This window comes from Parafilimonas sp., from assembly GCF_047606085.1.
Taxonomy (GTDB): domain Bacteria; phylum Bacteroidota; class Bacteroidia; order Chitinophagales; family Chitinophagaceae; genus Parafilimonas.
Genome location: NZ_JASGEX010000198.1, coordinates 1 through 21,219, shown reverse-complemented (window position 1 = coordinate 21,219; position 21,219 = coordinate 1). Strand labels below are relative to the sequence as shown.

Sequence of the window (21,219 nt, the reverse complement as noted above, 5' to 3'; positions counted from 1 at the left end):
TTAATCGTGAGCGGCCAGCAGTGAATGGTGAGTAAATTGCAGGAACACGCTCACCACTGACCACTCACTGCCTCCATTAAATACGATAATTTAAAATTAATATAGCATAGTATGTTGAAGAAATTTGTTCCCGTTATGTTAACGCCTTTCACGCCCCAGGCAGGCCTTGATTTCGACGCGCTGGGAATATTGGTTGATTTTTACCTGGCGGCCGGCGTAAAAGGCTTATTTGCAAACTGTCTTTCGAGCGAAATGTATAGTTTGAATGAAGAAGAGCGTATCACGCTCACCAAAGCGGTGGTAAGGCGCGTTAACGGGCGTGTGCCTGTAGTGGCAACCGGGTCGTTTGGCGCCACCATTAATGATAAGGCTGAGTTTACAAAAAAGATGTATGATACCGGTGTGGATGCCGTGGTGCTGATAACCGCTCATTACGCCAGGATAGAGGAACCGGAAGAAGTATTGATGCAGGGTTTCGAAAAAATGTTATCCCTCACACAGGATATTCCTTTGGGATTATACGAATGCCCGGCGCCCTATAAAAGGCTGATAAGCCCTGCCGGTTTAAAAACATTGGTGAATACCGGCAGGATAGTTTATCATAAAGATACCTGCTGCAGTGTTCAGCAGGTGCAGGAAAAGCTTGATATGGTGAAGGGAACAAGCCTGCAGTTTTATGATGCCCATACGCCTAATGCAGTAACGTCTATGAAGGCGGGCGCTTCCGGTATGTCATCTATTTCCGGGAATTTTTACCCCGAAGCCCTGGTGTGGCTCTGCAATAATGTAACCGATGCGCAAAAACAGGAAGATGTGCAGTGGCTGCAGCATGCGCTCTCAAAAGCAGATCCGCTTATTCATGCCTCCTATCCCATGAGCGCCAAGTTCTTTTTGCAGAAAAGAGGATTGCCCATACATGCCATAAGCCGGGCGCATCCGGCGGAGCCAACACCAAAAGAAATGGCTGCGCTTCATGATATTTATAGCCGGATGAAAGATTGGTTTGTGCGGCTTGGCATTGAAGCGGCAGGGATTTGACATTTTTTTTATCATCATTATACACTTAACTTATATCTATGTTTAATAAGATCGTTGCCATTTTCGCCGGATGGGCGCTGCGCTTTTTTATTTCCAGCAATGAACCTGCCGCACAAAATAAGGCAGAAGGAACAAGCGCTTCGCCTGATGGTTCAGCAGCTTTTACACACGGTTATTTTTTTGAGGCGGGCCAGCCGTTTGCCCAATGCCATGCTTCCACTATTTTGTATTTGCAAAATGGAATGTATATGGCCGCCTGGTTTGGCGGAACAAAGGAAGGGCGGGACGATGTGGGGATATGGCTCACAAAGGGCAGGCCGGGCAACTGGAGCAAACCTGTAGAAATAGCTAAAATAAGAAATGATGCACACTGGAACCCGGTATTGTTCCAGTCGCCGGAAGGCAGGATATTCTTATTCTTCAAGGTTGGGAAAAAAATTCCTTTTTGGGAAACATGGGTAAAAACATCGGAGGATAACGGGCAAACCTGGAGCGAGGCAAAGGAATTGGTGCCGGGCGATAAAGGCGGCCGGGGCCCGGTGAGGAATAAACCTGTTATGCTGTCTAATGGTGCATGGATTGCAGGCGCCTCCAATGAAAACGGGGACTGGAATGCATTTGCAGATATAAGCAAAGACGGGGGCAAAACATGGAAAGCGTCTGATTATATAAAGCTCGACAGGTTGAAGCTAAAAGGCAGAGGCGTTATTCAGCCTACACTCTGGGAATCCGCGCCCGGAAAAGTGCACATGCTGTTACGCAGTACAGATGGCGCCATATACAGGGCCGACTCAGAAGACTATGGCGAAACATGGTCTGACGGCTATAAAACAAACCTGCTCAATCCCAACAGCGGCATAGACCTTACAAAATTGCCTGACGGCACACTGGTGCTTGCTTATAATCCCGATACGGCAAACAGTCATCCCCGTACGCCCTTGTCGCTTGCCATATCGTTTGATAATGGAAAAACCTGGCCAAAGATACTTGACATAGACAGCGGAAATAACAAAGAGGAATTTTCTTACCCTGGCATTATAAGCCATGGCGATACAATTGCCGTTTCTTATACCTGGAAGCGGCAGAAAATAGCGTATTGGACAGGCACAAAAGAGGAACTGATAAAAGCGGCTAAAAACAGGTAGCGCCCTGTTATACGCTGCAAGGTGTAAAAAAGTGATTTTGTGTTGTTCGGTTTTAGCTCCCCTCTCCTTTGAAGAACTTGTCCCGGCCATTCGGGAGGGGTTGGGGTGAGGTCTGACAAAGAAATAGTATTCACTAATTTATCCCTTGCGCACTATAAATAACCTGGCAGGCTTACATGCGCAGTATTTCCACTTATAACGAGCAAAGGCTTGTAGGGTTTGCCCGATGTTTATGTTGACATGAAGCAGCAAGCCTGTTTTTGGTTGTACGACAGGCATTCTTTTCCCGGTACAGCGGATTGATAAAATAATAACATTCTTACATGAGCACTGCGGGTTTATTCCTGAAGAAAATGCTGCCGGCTGCCCTTGCCTTTGCAACAGCGTGGGCGGCAAGAGGGCAGATAGGGCATGAATATGGCGCCGCCTGGGCTGCAGCCATTGGTATTGGTACGGTTGTTATTCTTTCGGGCCGTAATGACTGGTTACAGCGATTTTCCGTAATCGTATCGCTTGGCGCTATTGCATGGGGCTCCGGCGGCATTATCAGTTATGGAATGGTGGTGGGCTATGGGCAAGCTGCTGATTACATCAATACAATATATGGTTTGCTCATGCTGATGGTAATAGGCGGTTTGTATGGTTTTGTGGGCGGCGGGGTAACAGGGCTGGCCTTAGAGTCGTCCAGCGAAAAAAAGGTTGACTGGCCGGCGCTCCTGGTGCAGATGTTTGCAGGCGGGTTTTTAACATGGGGCCTGCTTATTTATGAACTGGAATGGCTGATGACGCCGCCGCGCTCTGAACTATGGGCTGCCTGTTTGGGCGCATCTCTGGCGCTGGGATGGTATATATACCGCAATAAATATTTCCAGGCATTTCGTGTTGCATTTTTCAGTGCGCTTGGTGCAGGTTTCGGGTTTGCCTTTGGTAATTTTTTGCAACGGCTGGGCAATACATCGGGCATTCATTTTAACTGGTGGAATGTAATGGAGTATTCCACTGGTTTTTTCAGCGGGCTGGGCTTATCATACAGCGTTTTTGCGCACGGCAGCTGGCCTAAAACAATTCCTTCAGAAAAAACATCAAATAATATAGCATGGGTGTTCCTGCTTGTGATGCTTCCGGCTTTGAATTTGATTGAAGGCATTACAACGGAAAGGCTGATGCGCACCGGTTCTGACATCGGTGTTTTGCATGCCCGGTTTTTTGCCATAGCCTGGCAGCTTGTTTTGTGGGCGCTGTCTCTTGCATTGATGATCGTTTTGCTAAAGGCATATAATTCCCATTGGCAGAAAATGCTTACCGCAAAAAAACTGATGGGGTTCCTGCTTATCTATCTCACCTGGTATATCATTATCAGTAATGTGGTTAGCGCCATCTGGCTGGTGCCTGCATTCAGCTCCCAGCATTTATATTGGGTTAACCTGGCCGCAATATGGATATTGCTGCTCCGGTCAGTAAAACGGCCGGCTGCTGAATATGAAATCCATGATTACCAGTATGCGGGCAGGCTTGCAACATGGTGGATAGCATCCATCATCCTTTTGCTGGTTTTGGGTTATATTGCTGTAGCCCTATGCAAGGCAAACCCCAATGCGGAGTTCAGATTTAAATTTTAATTTATCGCGGCATTGCGCTAAAGCCCTGAACCTGTAAACAAGTGAACTTTTAAACTTATAATTTCTTCTCCATTATATAATCATTCATAAAATAACCCGCGCCAATATCAATATCTTCCTCGCCAATTACAGTAAACCCCAGCCGTTCATACATGCCTTTGGCTTTATTGTTCCGGTTTACATTCAGCAGCAGCGAAGAAGCCTGTTGTTTTTTTATTATTTCAACAATGTGATCTATCAGCAGCCTGCCAATACCTTTGCCCTGCCGGTTTGGGTGCACATAAATTTTATGAAGCTTATAAACGCCTTTTTTCAGCAGCCCGTAATCGGCAAAGGCAACCGCTTCGCCCTCTTCTTCAACTATTAAAAAATGATGGCCTTCCTGCATTTGCTTTTGTAATGATGCATTGCTGTAAATAAGCTCAAGCATATAAGCCATCTGTTGCTGCGACAGAATTGAACTATATGTTACCGGCCAGATAGCGTATGTTAAACGCTGTATAAGAGTGATATCTTTTATGCCGGCTTCGCGTATTTGCAAATTGATCATTGGTTAAAAATTTTTTTACTGATCCAGCGCATTGTTTTTAAACCAATTAAAAAGCATCCTGTAAGCAAGATGCCTGTAAAAAAAGATTGAATGTTTAAAAAAACTTCACCGTGTAAAATTTCCAATGTTGTATAATCCTGCAAATCCATTCATCCACTCAAATCCCCGTTCAGACAAGATTCTTTAAACTTTCTTCCAGCGTTTTAATTCTTGCTTCCGCATCAGCCTGTTTCTTTCTTTCCAGTTCAACAATTTCAGGTTTCGCATTTTGCACAAAACGCTCATTGCTTAATTTTTTTTGTACTGACTGTAAAAAGTTTTTCTGGTAAATAAGATCTTTTTCAAGTTCTGCTTTTAATACAGAAGTATCTGCCTGCTGCCCGCTTTTTATATAAAACGTATCTTTTTCATTGGTAATAATAATTGTGCCTGCAATGTTTTCATTGGTGAATGAAACAGAAGCTGCATGTACCTGTTTCTTTAATATTTCTTCTAAACTTGTATATGTTTTTTTGTTGGCCGTTTGAATAAATAATTCAATGCTTTCTTTTGGCTTGATAGTATTCTTATTCCTGGCATCACGAATAGTGGTGATTACATTCTTCAATAAAACGCCTGCGATCAGCATTTCATTATTAATTACTACTTCTTCATTGCCTATTTGCTTCACACAAATATCATCAGCACGCCCGCATAGCAAATGATAAATTTCTTCCGTTATGAATGGCATAAATGGATGCAGGAGTTGCATTAATTCATCAAAGAAGAAAATTGTTTTATCATACACTTCTTTTTCAATTGGCTGTTCAAAACCTGGTTTAATCCATTCGAGGTACCAACTGCAGTAATCGTCCCATATTAAAGAATAGATTGTTTTTAAAGCTTCGCTCAGTTTAAATTGTCTGTACAGTTTTTCTATTTCGAGCTTTGCTTCATTCAATCTTTGCTCAAACCATAAAACAGGAAAGCTATCAGCTATGAGCTGTGAGCTGTGAGCATGTTGCTCGTAGCTCGTAGCCCGAAGCCCAAGGCTTTTAACCAGCTTCATCGCATTCCATATCTTATTAATAAAGAAACTCCCTTGCTTTAAAGTGCTTTCTTCTTTTACATCAAACAACAAATCGTTGCCGGCCGGAGAGGAGATGAGTATGCCAAAGCGAACAGCATCAGCGCCATATTTTTCTATCAATGCGAGCAGGTCTGGCGAATTGCCGAGGCTCTTGCTCATCTTCCGGCCCAGTTCATCCCGCACAATGCCGGTGAAATAAACATTGCTGAAAGGCTTTTCGTGCTTGTATTCAAAGCCGCTTATTATCATCCTCGCCACCCAGAAGAAAATGATCTCCGGCGCCGTAACCAGTGTTTGGGTAGGACAGTAATATTTAATATCTGCATTATCCGGATCAGATAAACCTTTAAACACTTCCATCGGCCAAAGCCAGGAAGAGAACCAGGTGTCCAGTACATCTTCATCCTGTTTCAGTTGACCGTTGACTATTGACCGTTGACTGTTTGCCTCTTCCTCACGCTCCGCCACATACACATTCCCTTCCTCATCGTACCACGCAGGTATTCTTTGCCCCCACCAAAGCTGGCGGCTTACGCACCAGTCTTTAATGTTTTCCATCCAGTATTTATAGGTGTTTACAAACTTGGGCGGAAAGAATTTTATGCTTTCATCCAACACGGCCTTTAATGCCGGTTCGCTTAATTTTTTCATGCTGAGCCACCATTGCAGGCTCAACTTAGGCTCAACAACCGCATCGCTGCGCTCGCTGTAACCAACCTGGTTTTTATAGTCTTCAATTTTTACAATATGCTTTGCTTCCTGCAGTGCCGCCACCATTTTTTTGCGGGCTTCAAACCTGTCTTCGCCCACAAATAATTGCGCTGCCTCGCTCATTGTGCCATCATCATTCAGAATATCTATTATTTCAAGGCCATATTTTTTACCAATATTATAATCGTTCATGTCATGCGCCGGCGTAATCTTCAGGGCGCCTGTGCCAAATTCCATTTCCACATAATCATCCGCAATAATGGGTATGCGGCGGTTGATTAAAGGCACGAGTGCCGTTTTGCCAACCAGGTGTTTGTAGCGTGCATCTTTAGGGTTCACACATATTGCCGTATCGCCCAGGATAGTTTCCGGGCGAACAGTGGCAATAACGATGCCCCCATCCCCTGAAGGGGGGCCTGAAAGTTCGTGAAGTGCAACGTTGCTTTCTTCTACAACTGTATATCTTACATAATAAAGTTTGCTGTTGGTTTCGCGGTAAATAACTTCTTCATCACTTAAAGCTGTTTTGGCTTTTACATCCCAGTTAATCATGCGCTGGCCACGGTAAATCAGGCCTTTGTTATACAGGTCAACGAACACTTTAATCACCGTTTTATAATAGTGATCATCCATGGTAAAAGTGGTGCGGTCCCAGTCGGCACTACAGCCCAGTTTGCGCAATTGCTGCAGAATAATGCCGCCGTATTTTTCTTTCCATTCCCAGGCATATTTCAAAAATTCTTCGCGACTGAGGGAAGCTTTGGTAATGCCTCTCTCCCGCAGCATCTGCACCACTTTGGCTTCTGTGGCAATAGACGCATGGTCTGTGCCCGGCACCCAGCAGGCGTTTTTGCCTTGCATGCGGGCATGGCGGATCAGCACATCCTGTATGGTATTGTTTAAAGCATGGCCTACATGCAGCACGCCGGTTACGTTAGGCGGCGGCATCACAATCGTATAAGGTTCGCGCCCATCCGGCACGCTGTGAAAATAGTTTTTTTCTATCCAGTGCGCATACCATTTTGCTTCGGCTTCTGTATGGTTAAAATTCTTCGCTAATTCCATGTTTCTGTATTGATCAATTCTGCTGCAATAATGATGTTATTTTTTGGTCACCGGCTTCAGTATTTCAATTAAGCACGGTTGCGTCGCAACACTGCAACTGCATATCATTATTCAGCAATAAGGGCGCAAAAATACTCAACTGGTTTTAATTGGCGGCAAAAGTGCAGGCAGTTGAAGCAGAACGAACTTATCTAAGTTGACCTAACCCTAAAGCATGCAATTTTAAAGAGCTAATTTACCTTTGGGTGCATAATGAATCTATTAACCGCATTTATTCCTGCGCTTATTTTTTTACTTGCGGTTTTGGCAGCGATATTATTTACCGGCAGAAAGGTTGATGAAAATTATTTATTGACCGTCTTCATTGCTTCAGGTTATATTTTATTATTAAATCTTCCCCGGAATTTTAATGCGCTTCAGTTTATTCATTCAGAATGGAACTGGAGCGGGAAAATATTAGCGATTATATTTTCTTTTCTATGTATTTTTTATTTTAGGCACAAACTCTCATTGCAGGATGTAGGGTTAACGCTGAAGTTTAAACAGGGCTCATTTAAACCTGCACGCATTTTTACTATTTGTTATCTAAGTATTATTTGCGTTGGCTCTTTTTTCTTCCAGGGAAATCTTCCCCATAACATGAATAAAGACGATATTCTGTATAATACAGCGATAATGCCCGATTTTTCCGAAGAGCTTATGGAGCGTGGCATTTTACTGGTATTGCTCAATAATATTTTTGGTAAAAAATGGATGTTTTTTGGAGCGCAGGCTGGGATGGGCTTAATTTTTATCTGTCTCTTTTTTGGATTGGAACATGGCTTGTTTATCAACCATGGATTTACAATCACTTTCCTGCCTTTTGATTTTTTAAGAACCTTTTTTGTTTCGGCTTTGGCATTTGGCTGGCTAAAAGAAAGAACAGGCAATCTGGTTTTTCCAACCATTGCCCATTATGGCACGGAGGCGATATTAACTATGCTTATTGTATCTTTTTTTTAATTGGTTATGGCCCTAATCACTAAAAGCTTTTTCATTTTCCTTTTTAATTTTTACTTTGTAGCGTGTATGCAATTGTTGATATAGAAACTACCGGCAGCCATCCCGATTCCAATGGCATCACCGAAATTGCCATTGTTTTGCACAACGGCGCCGAAGTGGAAGGCCGGTACGAAACACTTGTGAACCCGGGGTGTAAAATCCCTTCTTTCATCACCCATCTCACCGGCATCAGCAACGAAGCGGTAGCTTCGGCGCCCTGTTTTTCTGAAGTGGCGCAGCATATTCACAACCTGTTAAGCAACCGCATTTTCATTGCCCATAACGTAAACTTTGATTATACTTTCATACGGTATCATTTACAGGTGAACGGCTATCACTGGCTGCCAAAAAAATTATGCACGCTTAAGCTTAGCCGAAAAGCTTTTCCCGGCTTGGCCAAATATGGCCTTGGCCATATTTGCCGGGCACTGGAAATACCGGTTGTAAACCGCCACCGTGCGGGCGGCGATGCGGATGCTACCGCTATCCTGTTTCAGAAAATATTAAGGGAAGGCGGGGAGAAACTGATAAAAGATTTTCTGAAAAAAGATAACCATGAGCAAATCCTTCCGCCCAATCTTCCCAAAGAAAGCATTCAAAAGCTGCCATATATCCCGGGTGTTTATTACTTCCATAATGCCGGGGGAAAAATAATTTATGTGGGCAAAGCAAAGAATTTAAAGAAACGGGTGCTGAGCCATTTTACAGGATTGAACACGGGTAAAAAGCGCCAGGAATTTTTACGCAATATTTATGAGGTTACCTTTACGGAATGCCCCACAGAATTTACAGCCTTTATTCTTGAAAGCATTGAAATAAAAAAATACTGGCCTGAATATAACTTCAGCCAGAAACGTGCGGAGCAGTTTTATGGCATTTATTTGTTTGAAGACTCTGCCGGTTTTCTTCGCCTTGCCATTGATAAAAAAAGAAAACATACAGAGCCCATTGCCAGCTTCGCCTTATTGAGCGATGCACACCGTACTTTATGGAAAGCGGTAAAACAGTTTGAACTGCACCCGGCTTTATGTTTTCTTCAAAAACAATTATACATACAGGCTGATATTGCCTGCGCTGCTTATAATATAAAGGTAAAACAGGCTGTGGCATTTTTGCAGGAGAATATAGGCACATTTGCTATTATTGAAGCGCCTGCAACCGGCAATAAAAAAAGCTGCATTTTGGTAGAGAATGGAAAGTTTTATGGAATGGGTTTGCTGCCGCCCAACAATGAGTTGTTTGACCCGGCGCATTTAAAAAATTATCTTACAGCCTATCCGGAAAATGAGATGATAAGAACACTTGTTAAATCATATATTCAAAAAAATACAGGCCAGCTGGTTAAAGTAAATTAGTTTTGCTTTGTGTGGAGCAGTTTTCCCATAACAGGCCCTTTATAGCCTTTGTTGGGAAAAATTAAAGCCCTGTGTGAACAGAAACTGAATATGGCCCGGTTTTGGAGATTTGTTATCAATATTAAAACGTAGTTTATGCATTTCAGAACATTTATGAATGGCGTGCTTGTAGGTATTTTGCTCGGCGTTTTATTCGCTCCGGACAGCGGCGACGAAACGCGTAAAAAAATTTCAAGAAGAGCGCAGGGCATTAAGGATAGTTATGATGAATTTGCCGGTGAAGTATCTGAAACTTATGGCAAAGTAAAAACAAAGGCCAATAGTCTTGTAAACCGTGCAAAAGATAAATATAACGAAATTAAAGGGGAATCCGAATCAATGTACGAGGTATAAAACAGTAAAGACCTTACATGAAAAACCCCGTGCCTGACTACCCCCGGCGAAGCCGGGGGATTTTTTTGTATGTACATTCGTGGCTGTGTGTCGCCTACGAAAGAAATTTACAGCGCTGTCTTTACGATTAAAAATTTTTTCGGGCATTGCATTGATATTATTTATATGGTTTTGTTTCTGTTTGCCTTCCCGGTTGTTTCCTGCGCCCACCAGTTATGTTTTGGAAGATAAGGATGGCTGCCTTTTAAGCGCATCCATTGCAGCAGACGGGCAGTGGCGTTTTCCCCCTGATGAAAATGTGCCTGCTAAATTTGCACAATGCATCACAACGTTTGAAGATAAGCGGTTCTATTATCATCCCGGTATTGACCCGGTTGCTTTCGCAAGGGCGGCTGTTCAGAATATACAAACAAAATCGGTGGCAAGCGGCGGCAGTACGCTAACCAGCAATTGTATGTCACCTTCCGAAATGGCGCATATATTCTGGTTTGTATTGCCGTCCACGATGGAATTTTATTACAAACAACGGCATGCTGATTATAAAGTTTTAACGCTTTTTATGAGCGGTTTTTTGAATGAAGCGCAGTCTGCATTTGAAATTGTTTACCGGCAGGAGGGCGCAAGAATCGCTGTGCCAAAAGAAATTACCGGCGAAAAAGGAAGAACGGTTTTTACCGTAACAGCGCGTAATAATCAAACTAAATTATTCTGGAACATTAATGATGTGTATATAGGTGAAACGGAGAATTTCCACCAGATTGCGGTGAATCCTGCGCCCGGAAAACATGCGTTAACTGATGTAGATGAAAACGGTGAACCGGTTACAAGGAGCTTTGAGATTGTGGAGAAAGAATGATGCGCAAAGTCAGAGACTTTGCGCATAAACTCTGCGAAGTCCGGAGACCACAAGTGTTCGAAACCTGCATTAGCGATCCGCGATCCATAGGATCGCCCACGTGTGTGGAAATAATTGTGCCAGGGGGATATCCACACTGTAGGTGTGGTACGTGGAAACGTTCCGTTCCAATGGAACGGTAAAGAAACATTACGAGCAGCATTGTACACACGTTAAGCCTCTATAAGGCTTTAAGAAAATGGTTTCGAACAGCTATGGTCCGGAGACTTCGCAGCGCTGTTGCAACACTGCTTTACCGGCTGTTGATGAAGAAATTTTCAATGCTTCATTTGCTTCTTCAATGCTGAATTTTTTCCTGTTTTGGTTATGAAATGCGGCTGATGAATAATGTTGCTGATGTCCTTTAGCGCTTGCTCCAGGTTGTTTGCATTCATAACAGTTTGTGTTCTGAAATTGCTGAAACCCTTTATGGCAATGCCTTTCATTAATATGCTTGTATTAAAACTAAAAAGCATTTGCTTGTCAAGAAAACCATAAGAACAGATAGTGGAGTTAAAAGGAACCACATCAATAATGTTTGAAAGTGCAGCGCCGCCAACGCCATCGAAGATTGCAGTGGCATTCAGTTGCTGCGATATTTGCTGAAGTTGTTGCCTGAAATCGTCATCGTTTTGCATAAGAATATTGTTTGCACCAAGCGCTTCCAGTTCTTTCCTGCCTTCTTCTTTTCGTACTATTGAAATAACAGGAAAATTATAAGCAATACAAAAGCCAAGCATAGCAATTCCTGTTGCAGAATTTCCTGCTGTATATGTTTTAAAAAAGTAAAAGGCGTAATCAAATTTACCAGTGAACCTGAATATGCTTCCATGCTTACATCATCAGGAAGAATAGCGTAATTAAGATAATGTAAGTGCGCGTATTCGCTCCAAGTGCCAACAGGTTCTTCCTGCTGAAAATAAAAATTATCTAAGGCTTTCAATGTATTATCTTATCACTGCAAATATATCCACTTCCGCATCTTCCGGGTTTTGCGCTTTTAAGCCATACACTTCAAAACCGGTTGTAAATGCCCGTTGTAGTTCAGTTACCCAGATGTTTTTCCATTTATTATAAATTGATCCCTGTAAAATATTTCTTTTGGTAATGTGCTTTGAATACATTGCCGTATCAATGGTTTTGCCAACTATTCCGCCGGGAATATTTTCCAAACCTGAACCCTTGCAATCCAGAATTACGGTATAAGGTTTGGTGTGGTCTTTTCAAAGTCTGTATAAATCCAGCAAATTGAATTGCCTGTTTTGTCGGGAATTTTTTCTGCAATGTTTTCCGTTGGAAATTCATTCCCCAATTTATCTGCCAATGCCTTTGCCCGAACAGCCGTTTTGCCTGTAACTGTGTAAGTATTGCAGTAAGCCGGGAAAGCTGGTTTGTATCGTTTTATTTATGCGTAGCAATTTAATTCGCGTTGTTTATTTTTCTAAATTCTGTCGGGTTCATGCCTTTGAATTTTTTAAATGCACGATTCAGGTGGCTCTCATCAGTAAAATTAAATTCGTAAGCAATTTCATTGATGCGCATATCGCTGTGCAACAATCTTGTTTCCACTAAACGAAGTTTATAGCTGGCGATGTAATTCTGCAAAGTATCGCCGGTTTGTTTTTTAAAATATCTTCCCAAATATGTTTGTGAAATATTGAATTGCCTGCTTAGTTTATCTGCACGCAGACTTTTCGGTTCAAAAATATTTTGTTGTATATAATGCAAAATTTCCAATACAGGTTCACCCGTATTTTCTTTTATTTTTTTTGGAAGCTTTAATGCAATATTTCTTGCCACAACAGTGATAATAGTATTTACAAGTTGCTCTGTAATGCGGTTGTAGTATAACTGCTGATTAGTTTGTTCTGTAAGAATACTTTCAACAAGCGCTGCAAACAAAGCATCATCCGCTTTGTTTTTTAAAATACAGCCCGGGCGATGGCTGGCGTTATGTAAAATATAAGTTACCTGCTGAATGGCATCTTTGTCTTTGCTGATTTTTTCTTTTATGTACGATTCATTAAAGCGAAGAAAGAAAAATGTTGTAGGCGAAATAATGTCAAATGAGTACACATCCTGCGGTGTTAATAAAAATAAATTTCCCTTGCGGTAATTAAACCTGTTTTTGTTTACTGTTTGGATGCCGTTGCCTTCTGTCACATAAATCAATTCAAAAAAGTTATTGCACTTCATGGCTTTGGTGAAGCGTTGCAATCTTTTTATCTCAATCTCGTAAGGCTTGTATAAAACTTCTCTTTGCATAGCAGTAAAAATACAGAAGAAGTGTAGAAAAGTACAAAATTCATTGTTATGATGCTGTATAATTTTACATCATTAAATTTTATGCAATGAAAATTTTAGCCATCGGTGCAAGCGGTGAAGTTGGAAGCATCATCACACCTGCATTAAAAGAAAAATACGAAGTAATAACTGCGGGTAGAAACAGCGGCGATTTGCGTGCAGATATTTCCTTTGCATCATCCATCGAGAATTTATACAAACAAACGGGCAAACTGGATGCCGTTGTAAATTTTGCAGGAAACAGCATTACATTTCCTTTGAATGAAATGACGGAAGAAAGATATAACATCAGTGTTGTGCAAAAATTATTGTCGCAAATAAACCTTGTGTTGATTGGTTTGAACTATATAAATAATAATGGTTCGTTCACGCTTATATCAGGTATTATGGGTGAAAAACCGAAAGCAGGAACATCGGGAAAATCTATTGCCAACGGCGGCATCAACAGTTTTGTATTATCAGCTTCGTTGGAAATGTCCCGCAACATAAGATTAAATGTTGTAAGCCCGGGTTGGGTGAAAAATATTCCTGCAGAAGATATGATTGCAGGTTATTTAAAAAGTGTTGAAACGCAGGTGAACGGCGAGATTATAAGAATTGGTTATATTGTTTAAAATTATTTTTTTTATAGTTATCTGCAAGTTTATTACAACCTGAATATGGATGAATTATCAGCATGCTTAACAGCTTTGGGGCTTGCTCAAAACGAGGTAGAAAAAGTTGCTTCAATTTTCAGCAAAAAAATTATTCTTAAGAAGGGCGATTTCTTTTCCAAAGAGGGGCAAACCTGCAAAGAGCTTGGCTTTATTGTAAAAGCAATTACATCAATACATTAAAATATGAAAAAATTATTTGCAGTTGCTTTATTTGCTGCATCATTTTATACTTCAATGGCGCAAACAAACGCATTTCATCTTTCAAAAAAATTACAACAACAATTTGTTGGCGTATGGTCGTTGGTAGCTGTTGAAAATATTAATCCCGACAGTAGTAAAACATTGCCTTACGGCGAAAACCCGCAGGGTATGCTGGTATTTGAACCCAACGGGGATTATGCAATCCAGATTTTAAAAGCAGCGCGCCCTACAGTGGCGGCAAAAGATAAGAACAAAGCCACACCAGAAGAAAATGCAGCATTGGTGAAAGGTAATAATTCGCACTTCGGCACATATTCTATTAATGATGTAAAGCATGTTATTACTTTCAATGTGCAACATGCTTTTTATCCGAATTGGGAAGGCGATGTGCAACAGCGTTCGTACACGCTTGAAAATAATGTTTTGAGATATGTTGTAACGAATACAACCAACGGCGGCGCCATAACAGCAGTTGTAGTGTGGAAGAAAAAATGATTTGAATTATTTGAGGCTAAATGCGGTCAGGCGCCTCAGTGGCGTCAGGCCGATAGCAACAACATAAAAAAGAGCAATATTTGCGCTTATCAAAATAAGTACAGATGAACATTCAGTTACAAAACGATTTATCGCAACTTGATACTTTGCTTGAAAAAATAAAGGAACAAGGCATTGCATATTTAAATAACATCTCATCAAGGCCTACTTCTGCAAAAAAAGAAATCAATACAGTTTCAGCATTGCCGGGAGAAGGCATTGGCACTTTGGAAACATTAAAACAATTCAATGCAAGATTTGAACCAATCATGGTGGCATCATCCGGTCCGCGGTTTTGGGGCTTTGTAACCGGCGGCTCTACGCCTGCTTCCATTGTTGGCGACTGGCTTACTTCCGTTTATGACCCCAATCCTCAAACCATAAAAGGGCGTAATGATATTTCAGCAGCGATAGAATTTGAGACCATTCAGTTATTATTGGAGCTGTTTAATTTGCCGGCAGATTTTTCAGGCGGTTTTGTTACAGGCGCTACCACGTCAAATTTTACCTGTCTTGCTGTGGCCAGGCAATGGATTGGCAAACAATTAGGAAAAGATTTTGCAAAAGACAGCATCACAGAACGTATCAATGTTTTTTCTGCAGCGCCGCATTCATCTGTTATCAAATCGCTTTCCCTGCTCGGCATTGGCAGCAATAATCTCATCAAAATAAAAACAGAAGAAGGCAACAGAGAAAGCATCAGCATGGAAGATTTGGAAAAGAAAATCACAGAACTTACATATCAGCCTTTCATCCTTGTTTCCAGCGGCGGAACTGTGAATACAGTTGACTTTGATGATTTTATTGCCATTACTGCATTGAAAGAAAAATATAATTTCTGGTGGCATATTGATGCTGCTTTTGGCGGCTTTGCAGCTTGTTCCCCAAAATACAAGCATCTTTTGCAAGGCTGGGAAAATGCCGACAGCATTACGGTTGATTGCCACAAGTGGTTAAATGTTCCTTATGAAAGCGCCGTGTTTTTTGTAAAGCAGCAACACAGTTTATTGCAGGTGGAAACATTTCAAAATTCCAATGCACCTTATCTCGGAAATCCATTTGATAATTTCAGCTACATGAATTTTCTCCCTGAAAACTCCAGGCGCTTAAGGGCATTGCCTGCATGGTTTTCATTAAATGCTTATGGCAAAAACGGCTACAGGGAAATTGTTGAAAATTGCATTGCCTGCGCACAGCATCTCGGGCAATTTATAGAAAGCAGCCCTCATTTTAAATTGTTGGCGCCTGTTCGGTTAAATACAGTTTGTTTTACATTGAATGATGAAGAAAAAGCGCCTGCATTTTTATCAAAGCTGAATGATACAGGAAAAGTCTATATGACGCCGACTGTTTATAACGGGAAAAAAGGCATTCGCGCTGCACTGGTAAACTGGCGTACAGCAAATGAAGATGTTGATTTGGTTGTGAAAGTGATGATGGAGATAGCTGAAACAGGTTTTTAATACTGAAAGTATATTTCCGTGGCGCCATATCCAAATTTTGGATGATATTGATTGATGAATGTTTTTACTTCCCTTTTTGTTTTCAATATATCATGAATTTCATCGCGCAGCTTGCCACTGCCAACGCCATGAATAACGGTAAAGGATGGCAAATGATGCGCCAGCGCCAGTTCATACCATTTCTCAAATTCTTTTAACTGAAGCGTAAGAATTTCAAAATTGCTTAAATGCTGCCAGTCGTTTGCAAGCTTTTCTATATGCAGGTCAATAACGCTGCGGGCCGGCTCCAGGTGTTCCCTGATCTTTTCCGCCTGGTAAATTTTATTCTTTTTAAGGATGTTCGGCGTAAGCGCTATCTCTTCTTCAATGGATTTTTCAGGATACACATCAAATAGTTTGAAATGGATGGAAGGCTCATTCTTTTCCTTCATTTCTTCCATGCGCTGAAACAATTGTTTCGGTTTTAACCTGATGGATGTTTCATAGTAATCCGCTTTATTTTTTTCCGGTGTTATCAGGCTGAATGCAAAGCTGAAGAAAGGGTTGTCATTAAAATCGCTGAAAGGAATATCATGCAGGTAAAAATCCTGCCGCATTAAAATTTCTCCTTTCAGCTCGAATTCTTCTTTCCCGAAAAATCCCTGTGAATATTGAAATGTATAGCCAATGGTATTTTTATTGAGGAGATATAATTTAAACAGTTCCACCACCTCATCGCCAAATTCATCCGTTGTAAATTTGGGGAGGAAGGAAAGCCATACGCCTTCTTCCCTTGTTGTTTGCTGCGCCTGTTTTTTTTCTTTCGGAATATCGTCAATATATTTTTTTGCGGGCTTTTTAAAACTGGTGTTTTGCCTGCTTGTAAAGCGTTTAAAATAAGGGAAGTCAACTTGGTCTGTATAAACAGGAAACCGCACGCCACGCACTTCTACCAGCAGCATTTTGTTGCCGATGATCTCTATTACTTTTCCTTCTTCGTTGGTATGTAAAACAATAATATCGTCTCCGGGCTGGTACTTCACAATCAAATTTTCTTAATTAAAAATTAGCCAGTACATCTGCCAGGTGCAGTATTTTAAGATTGGCCTGTTTGTTTTTTATGCAGCCATCAATATGCATGAGGCAGCTCATATCGGTACTGATGATATATTCCGCTTTTGTATTTGTGGCATTGGTAATTTTCTGGTCGGCCATGGCAATGCTGATGGGCTCAAACTTAACGGCAAAAGAACCGCCAAAGCCGCAACAGGTTTCCACATCATTCATCTCAACCAGTTCAAGGCCCTTTACATTTTTTAAGAGAGTGCGCGGTTCCTGTTTCAGCCTGCACTCACGCAAGGCTGCGCAACTGTCATGGTAAGTTACGGTTGCATTAAAGCTTGCATTAAAATCAGTATAGTGTAAAACATTTACCAAAAAATCGCTGAGCTCGTATATGCGGTTCTTTATATTTTCCACTTCGGCCTGCTGCGGCATGTTTTCAAAAAGCGTTTTATAATAATTTCTTACAAAGCCAACACAGCTTGCACTTGGGCCAACAATATAATTGTCGCCGCTGAAGTCTTTCAAAAACTTTTTACAAACGTCTTTTGATTCGCCCCAGAAGCCTGCATTGAAACCTGCCTGCCCGCAACAGGTTTGATTGGTATTATAAGAAACCGTGCAGCCTGCTTTTCTGAGCACTTTCACCATATTAAACCCAACGGATGGATACAACTGGTCAATAAAACACGGTATAAAAATCTGAACATCCATACCCTGCCCCTAAAGGGGCCGTATTATTTTTTAAGTTTTCTGTTTAATGCGATCATTTTAATGGCAGTTATGGCAGCTTCTTCCCCTTTGTTGCCATGAATGCCGCCAATGCGTTCCAGCGCCTGCTGCTCATCGTTTACGGTAAGCACGCCAAAGATGGAAGGCACATCCAATATCATATTTAAAGAAAGAATGCCATCGGTAACCGATTTGCATACATAATCAAAATGCGGGGTGTCGCCGCGTATAATTGCGCCCAGGGCTATAAAAGCATCTGCTTTTTGCAGCCTGCTTTCTGTATATGCTTTTATGGCAAAAGGTATTTCTACAGCGCCCGGAACTATCAGTGTTTTGCATTCAATATTTTGCTGATGTAATAATGTTGTTGCACCTTCTTCAAGCTTATCGGCAATATGGCTGTTCCAGGCTGTTTTTACTATAATTATAAAGGCATCCTTTAGTTTGGGGATGCCTTTGTGCAGTGTTTTATTTCCCTTTGATGCCATTATTTCGTACTGAAATCGTTTGGAATTACGCTTAAGCGGTAAATATATTTATCTGCGGCAAAGCCCCTGTTGGTATTGGGGAACTTGTTTTTAAGCTCTTTATACAAATCCAGTGCTTCGCTGGTTTTGCCTAATGTTTCAAGCTTTAATGCGGCGCGGAATAAATATTCGCTGCTCATGGCGGCATCATCTGTAAATTCTGAAGCCGCTTTCTTATAAGCCGCTACAGCATCATCGTTTTTATTCAGTTCGCTGTATGCATCGCCCAAAGCGCCATAAGCCATCATCTGGATTTGTTTGGCGTTTGTGCTGAAACCTTTCAGGTTATCAGCAGCTTTATTAAAGTCGCCGGTTCTTAAATAGCACAGGCCCGCATAATATTTTGCGAGGTTGCCGGCTTTGGTGGAACCATAATTGTTAATGATGTAAATAAATCCGCGGTTATACTGATCGCCGTTCAACGCCAGCTTTAAAGAATCTTCCCGAAAATATTGCTCTGCCTTCCATATCGCATTCTGCGCTTCTGTTTCTTTGGGGGCAACCACATAGTTCTGATAAGCAAACCAGCCGCCGGCTATAACCACTATCGCTATTAAAACACCAATTAATGGTTTCTGATTGTGAGACCAAAAGCTTTTTGCTTTTACAATAACATCTTCCGTTTTCGCCTCATGCACATGCGCTTCAGACATAAAAAAATTGAGTATTAAAATTTTTAATTAAAAAATGCAACCGTTAGTCAACTATAAAAGGATAATCTTTATCAGCATACACATCTTTCAGCACTTCGCTGTCATCAGGCCAGGGGCTTTCTTCAGCAAACTTTACTGATGCCTCCACAATGCCTGCAATACGATCATCAATGGCCTTTATTTCCGCGTCGGAGGCAAACTGATTGTCCTTAATGGTTTTTAAAACAAGCAGGAGGGGGTCTTTGCCTTTATAATCTTCCAGTTCTTCTTTGGTTCTGTATTTGCCCGGGTCTGAAATGGAGTGCCCTTTATAGCGGTAGGTTTTCATTTCCAGCAGGGTAGGGCCGCCTTTTTCCCTTGCCCTTTTCACCGCCCTTGCAATGGCTTCATGAACGGCTTCGGCGCTCATGCCGTCCACCTTATCAGCAGGCATTTCATACGCATCGGCCAGTTTATAAATATCCACCACGTTTGAGGTGCGCTCAACAGAAGTGCCCATTGCATAATTGTTGTTTTCGCAAATGAACACTACCGGAATGCTCCACAACATGGCAAGGTTGAATGTTTCATGCAGCACGCCCTGCCTGGCAGCGCCATCGCCAAAGAAACAGAGGCAAACATTATCTGTGCCCTTATAGGCTTCGGCAAAGGCAATGCCTGCACCCACGCCTATCTGGCCGCCCACAATACCGTGCCCCCCAAAAAAGAAATGCTCTTTGCTGAAGAAATGCATGCTGCCGCCCTTGCCTTTTGCAAGGCCGGTTGCCTTGCCATACAGTTCGGCCATGCAGGCATTGGCGCTGGCGCCTTTAGCCAAAGCAAGCCCGTGGTCGCGGTAAGCGGTAATAAAAATATCTTCCTGCCGTGTAGCCGTCATGCATCCGGCGGCAATGGCTTCCTGCCCTATATATGCATGAAAGAAGCCGCGGATCTTACCCGCCATTTTGTACATTTCTTCGGCTTTAAGCTCAAACTGGCGAATAAGCTGCATCAGCTCATACCAATACAGATAAGTCTCTTTAGTAAATTTTACAGGCACGCAGCTAAAATTTAGGCCGCAAATATAAGCGCAAACCGTAAATAAGCCATAGGTTTTGCAACTGAAACATAAATTTACCATTATGCATTTGCACAAGGTCTATGCGGCTTTACAGGCATGTATATTTGCAGCGCATGAAAAATTTTTCGCGGCGGCAAATTACTGCGCTGGTTAAGAAAGATGTTTTGCTTGAGGCGCGCCAGCAATACACGTTTTACGGTGTGCTGTTGTATGTGGCTTCTACCGTGTTTGTTGTATATCTTACCAACGGCCAGCCCGAAGACCAGACCTGGAATGCCTTGTTCTGGATGGTACAGCTATTTGTTTCGGTGAATGCAGTGGCCAAAAGCTTTTTGCAGGACAGCAAAGGCCGTATGCTCTATTATTACACGATTGCAGGAGCAGTAAATTTTATTACCGGTAAAATTATTTTCAATGCTTTGCTCATGCTGCTGATGAGCCTGCTTACCTTATTGATCTTTGCCTTGCTGCTGGGCAACCCGGTTATACATTTTATTCAATTTGTATTGATAAGCTTTCTGGGCGGGGTAGGGCTGGGGCTTGTTTTTACTTTTCTGGCAGCCATAGCGGCAAAAGCGCAGCAGCAATCGGCCTTAATGGCTATTATGGGCTTTCCCATCGTGATCCCTCAATTATTGTTACTGGGAAAAATTTCCTCGAGGGCATTCAGCGATGTGCTGCAGGGCGGCTGGTGGCAAATGGTTCTGTTGCTCATCGGCCTTGATATTTTAATTGTGCTGCTGTCAATTATATTGTTTCCTTTTTTGTGGAGGGATTGAAGCTGTTTCGGTAACCACCAGGGGTTAAATTATAGATTAAAACAAAGCCTTTTACGTGTTGGCATGATACGCCGCGTTTCCACACCAACCTTAAAAAATACAAGCGCAGGGCTGCGCCGCATTATGCACAAAACCAGTAGTGAAAGTTCTGCTAAGAATTAAACAGCGATAAAAATAAGTATGTCAAAATGGTTAGCTTAAATGGCAAACCATATACCAACAACCAGCTTGACCATGCAGTTTTAATGCAGGACGCAATAATTAAACCCTAACTTGGATAGACATACGTATTAGGAAGATTTTTTCTTTTAAAGCCCTTGTTTTTTCAAGGGTTTTGATTTTATTTGTAATACGTAAAGTACGTACTATGTCCAAACATTCTTCTTCT

At 41.8% G+C, this 21,219-nt stretch carries 23 protein-coding genes; 12 read left to right on the top strand and 11 right to left on the bottom strand.

Going from position 1 to position 21,219, the window contains the following annotated elements; all coding sequences use genetic code 11:
* The first annotated feature begins 111 nt into the window (after window positions 1-111).
* The 3 genes from QM629_RS17660 to QM629_RS17650 all read left to right on the top strand — a co-directional run bounded on the left by QM629_RS17660 (window position 112) and on the right by QM629_RS17650 (window position 3,802).
* A complete protein-coding gene (locus QM629_RS17660) occupies window positions 112-1,038 on the top strand; it encodes a dihydrodipicolinate synthase family protein (protein ID WP_415161219.1) in 927 nt (308 codons plus the stop codon).
* Window positions 1,039-1,076: 38 nt separating this feature from the next.
* Entirely contained in the window at window positions 1,077-2,183 is a 1,107-nt protein-coding gene (locus tag QM629_RS17655; RefSeq protein WP_415161218.1) for a sialidase family protein, read from the top strand.
* A 323-nt stretch (window positions 2,184-2,506) separates the two neighbouring features.
* Window positions 2,507-3,802 carry a hypothetical protein gene (locus QM629_RS17650; protein WP_415161217.1) on the top strand — a complete coding sequence of 432 codons (1,296 nt, stop codon included), beginning with the start codon at window positions 2,507-2,509 and terminating at the stop codon, window positions 3,800-3,802.
* Window positions 3,803-3,857: 55 nt separating this feature from the next.
* Here the strand turns inward: QM629_RS17650 and QM629_RS17645 are convergent, their stop codons facing one another.
* Window positions 3,858-4,352 (bottom strand): GNAT family N-acetyltransferase, encoded by a 495-nt coding sequence (locus tag QM629_RS17645; RefSeq protein WP_415161216.1) that lies wholly within the window; start codon window positions 4,350-4,352, stop codon window positions 3,858-3,860.
* A gap of 169 nt (window positions 4,353-4,521) precedes the next feature.
* Window positions 4,522-7,197 carry a valine--tRNA ligase gene (locus tag QM629_RS17640; RefSeq protein WP_415161215.1) on the bottom strand — a complete coding sequence of 892 codons (2,676 nt, stop codon included), beginning with the start codon at window positions 7,195-7,197 and terminating at the stop codon, window positions 4,522-4,524.
* Between the two features lie 303 nt (window positions 7,198-7,500).
* Between QM629_RS17640 and QM629_RS17635 the strand changes: the two genes are divergently transcribed.
* The 4 genes from QM629_RS17635 (at window position 7,501) to QM629_RS17620 (ending at window position 10,842) form a co-directional block, all read left to right on the top strand.
* A complete protein-coding gene (locus QM629_RS17635) occupies window positions 7,501-8,199 on the top strand; it encodes a CPBP family intramembrane glutamic endopeptidase (protein ID WP_415161214.1) in 699 nt (232 codons plus the stop codon).
* Window positions 8,200-8,261: 62 nt separating this feature from the next.
* A complete protein-coding gene (locus QM629_RS17630; protein ID WP_415161213.1) occupies window positions 8,262-9,593 on the top strand; it encodes an exonuclease domain-containing protein in 1,332 nt (443 codons plus the stop codon).
* A gap of 135 nt (window positions 9,594-9,728) precedes the next feature.
* Window positions 9,729-9,986: a YtxH domain-containing protein gene (locus QM629_RS17625; RefSeq protein ID WP_415161212.1), complete on the top strand. Its 258-nt coding sequence runs from the start codon at window positions 9,729-9,731 to the stop codon at window positions 9,984-9,986.
* Window positions 9,987-10,137: 151 nt separating this feature from the next.
* Complete coding sequence (locus tag QM629_RS17620) at window positions 10,138-10,842, top strand: transglycosylase domain-containing protein (RefSeq protein ID WP_415161211.1); 705 nt, start codon at window positions 10,138-10,140, stop codon at window positions 10,840-10,842.
* 317 nt (window positions 10,843-11,159) lie between these two features.
* Here the strand turns inward: QM629_RS17620 and QM629_RS17615 are convergent, their stop codons facing one another.
* The 4 genes from QM629_RS17615 to QM629_RS17600 form a co-directional block, all read right to left on the bottom strand.
* Window positions 11,160-11,621 (bottom strand): zinc-binding dehydrogenase, encoded by a 462-nt coding sequence (locus QM629_RS17615; protein ID WP_415161210.1) that lies wholly within the window; start codon window positions 11,619-11,621, stop codon window positions 11,160-11,162.
* Entirely contained in the window at window positions 11,576-11,824 is a 249-nt protein-coding gene (locus QM629_RS17610) for a hypothetical protein (protein WP_415161209.1), read from the bottom strand. The genes QM629_RS17615 and QM629_RS17610 overlap by 46 nt, the downstream gene beginning before the upstream one ends.
* Before the next feature lie 4 nt (window positions 11,825-11,828).
* On the bottom strand, window positions 11,829-12,053 hold the full coding sequence (locus QM629_RS17605) for a hypothetical protein (RefSeq protein WP_415161208.1): 225 nt from the start codon (window positions 12,051-12,053) through the stop codon (window positions 11,829-11,831).
* 247 nt (window positions 12,054-12,300) lie between these two features.
* Window positions 12,301-13,146, bottom strand: a complete 846-nt coding sequence (locus tag QM629_RS17600) for an AraC family transcriptional regulator (protein ID WP_415161207.1) — start codon at window positions 13,144-13,146, stop codon at window positions 12,301-12,303.
* A gap of 86 nt (window positions 13,147-13,232) precedes the next feature.
* Between QM629_RS17600 and QM629_RS17595 the strand changes: the two genes are divergently transcribed.
* The 4 genes from QM629_RS17595 to QM629_RS17580 all read left to right on the top strand — a co-directional run bounded on the left by QM629_RS17595 (window position 13,233) and on the right by QM629_RS17580 (window position 16,039).
* A complete protein-coding gene (locus QM629_RS17595; RefSeq protein WP_415161206.1) occupies window positions 13,233-13,799 on the top strand; it encodes a short chain dehydrogenase in 567 nt (188 codons plus the stop codon).
* A gap of 45 nt (window positions 13,800-13,844) precedes the next feature.
* Complete coding sequence (locus QM629_RS17590) at window positions 13,845-14,021, top strand: hypothetical protein (protein WP_415161205.1); 177 nt, start codon at window positions 13,845-13,847, stop codon at window positions 14,019-14,021.
* 3 nt (window positions 14,022-14,024) lie between these two features.
* Entirely contained in the window at window positions 14,025-14,537 is a 513-nt protein-coding gene (locus QM629_RS17585) for a lipocalin-like domain-containing protein (protein ID WP_415161204.1), read from the top strand.
* Window positions 14,538-14,641: 104 nt separating this feature from the next.
* On the top strand, window positions 14,642-16,039 hold the full coding sequence (locus QM629_RS17580; protein WP_415161203.1) for a pyridoxal phosphate-dependent decarboxylase family protein: 1,398 nt from the start codon (window positions 14,642-14,644) through the stop codon (window positions 16,037-16,039).
* On the opposite strand, the gene QM629_RS17575 is transcribed toward QM629_RS17580, so the two are convergent.
* From QM629_RS17575 to pdhA, 5 genes are read right to left on the bottom strand one after another with little or no spacing between them, the layout of a single operon-like run.
* The gene (locus tag QM629_RS17575; protein ID WP_415161202.1) at window positions 16,036-17,061 is read right to left on the bottom strand and encodes a Smr/MutS family protein; all 1,026 of its coding nucleotides are present in this window, start codon (window positions 17,059-17,061) and stop codon (window positions 16,036-16,038) included. The genes QM629_RS17580 and QM629_RS17575 overlap by 4 nt on opposite strands.
* A 16-nt stretch (window positions 17,062-17,077) precedes the next feature.
* The gene (locus tag QM629_RS17570; protein WP_415161201.1) at window positions 17,078-17,794 is read right to left on the bottom strand and encodes a (Fe-S)-binding protein; all 717 of its coding nucleotides are present in this window, start codon (window positions 17,792-17,794) and stop codon (window positions 17,078-17,080) included.
* A gap of 23 nt (window positions 17,795-17,817) precedes the next feature.
* On the bottom strand, window positions 17,818-18,300 hold the full coding sequence (gene ribH / locus QM629_RS17565; protein WP_415161199.1) for a 6,7-dimethyl-8-ribityllumazine synthase: 483 nt from the start codon (window positions 18,298-18,300) through the stop codon (window positions 17,818-17,820).
* Entirely contained in the window at window positions 18,300-18,992 is a 693-nt protein-coding gene (locus QM629_RS17560; RefSeq protein WP_415161198.1) for a tetratricopeptide repeat protein, read from the bottom strand. The genes ribH and QM629_RS17560 overlap by 1 nt, the downstream gene beginning before the upstream one ends.
* A gap of 43 nt (window positions 18,993-19,035) precedes the next feature.
* Window positions 19,036-20,031 carry a pyruvate dehydrogenase (acetyl-transferring) E1 component subunit alpha gene (gene pdhA / locus QM629_RS17555; protein ID WP_415161197.1) on the bottom strand — a complete coding sequence of 332 codons (996 nt, stop codon included), beginning with the start codon at window positions 20,029-20,031 and terminating at the stop codon, window positions 19,036-19,038.
* Between the two features lie 134 nt (window positions 20,032-20,165).
* Between pdhA and QM629_RS17550 the strand changes: the two genes are divergently transcribed.
* Window positions 20,166-20,831 carry a heme exporter protein CcmB gene (locus QM629_RS17550; protein ID WP_415161196.1) on the top strand — a complete coding sequence of 222 codons (666 nt, stop codon included), beginning with the start codon at window positions 20,166-20,168 and terminating at the stop codon, window positions 20,829-20,831.
* The last annotated feature ends 388 nt before the right edge of the window (window positions 20,832-21,219 follow it).

Coding starts and splice junctions, on each gene's coding strand:
- QM629_RS17560 (WP_415161198.1), bottom strand. CDS start 18,992: ATGTCTGAAGCGCATGTGCATGAGGCGAAAACGGAAGATGTTATTGTA.
- QM629_RS17645 (WP_415161216.1), bottom strand. CDS start 4,352: ATGATCAATTTGCAAATACGCGAAGCCGGCATAAAAGATATCACTCTT.
- QM629_RS17585 (WP_415161204.1), top strand. CDS start 14,025: ATGAAAAAATTATTTGCAGTTGCTTTATTTGCTGCATCATTTTATACT.
- QM629_RS17660 (WP_415161219.1), top strand. CDS start 112: ATGTTGAAGAAATTTGTTCCCGTTATGTTAACGCCTTTCACGCCCCAG.
- QM629_RS17580 (WP_415161203.1), top strand. CDS start 14,642: ATGAACATTCAGTTACAAAACGATTTATCGCAACTTGATACTTTGCTT.
- QM629_RS17600 (WP_415161207.1), bottom strand. CDS start 13,146: ATGCAAAGAGAAGTTTTATACAAGCCTTACGAGATTGAGATAAAAAGA.
- QM629_RS17595 (WP_415161206.1), top strand. CDS start 13,233: ATGAAAATTTTAGCCATCGGTGCAAGCGGTGAAGTTGGAAGCATCATC.
- QM629_RS17625 (WP_415161212.1), top strand. CDS start 9,729: ATGCATTTCAGAACATTTATGAATGGCGTGCTTGTAGGTATTTTGCTC.
- QM629_RS17590 (WP_415161205.1), top strand. CDS start 13,845: ATGGATGAATTATCAGCATGCTTAACAGCTTTGGGGCTTGCTCAAAAC.
- QM629_RS17570 (WP_415161201.1), bottom strand. CDS start 17,794: ATGGATGTTCAGATTTTTATACCGTGTTTTATTGACCAGTTGTATCCA.
- QM629_RS17640 (WP_415161215.1), bottom strand. CDS start 7,197: ATGGAATTAGCGAAGAATTTTAACCATACAGAAGCCGAAGCAAAATGG.
- QM629_RS17650 (WP_415161217.1), top strand. CDS start 2,507: ATGAGCACTGCGGGTTTATTCCTGAAGAAAATGCTGCCGGCTGCCCTT.
- QM629_RS17655 (WP_415161218.1), top strand. CDS start 1,077: ATGTTTAATAAGATCGTTGCCATTTTCGCCGGATGGGCGCTGCGCTTT.
- ribH (WP_415161199.1), bottom strand. CDS start 18,300: ATGGCATCAAAGGGAAATAAAACACTGCACAAAGGCATCCCCAAACTA.
- QM629_RS17550 (WP_415161196.1), top strand. CDS start 20,166: ATGAAAAATTTTTCGCGGCGGCAAATTACTGCGCTGGTTAAGAAAGAT.
- QM629_RS17615 (WP_415161210.1), bottom strand. CDS start 11,621: ATGCTTGGCTTTTGTATTGCTTATAATTTTCCTGTTATTTCAATAGTA.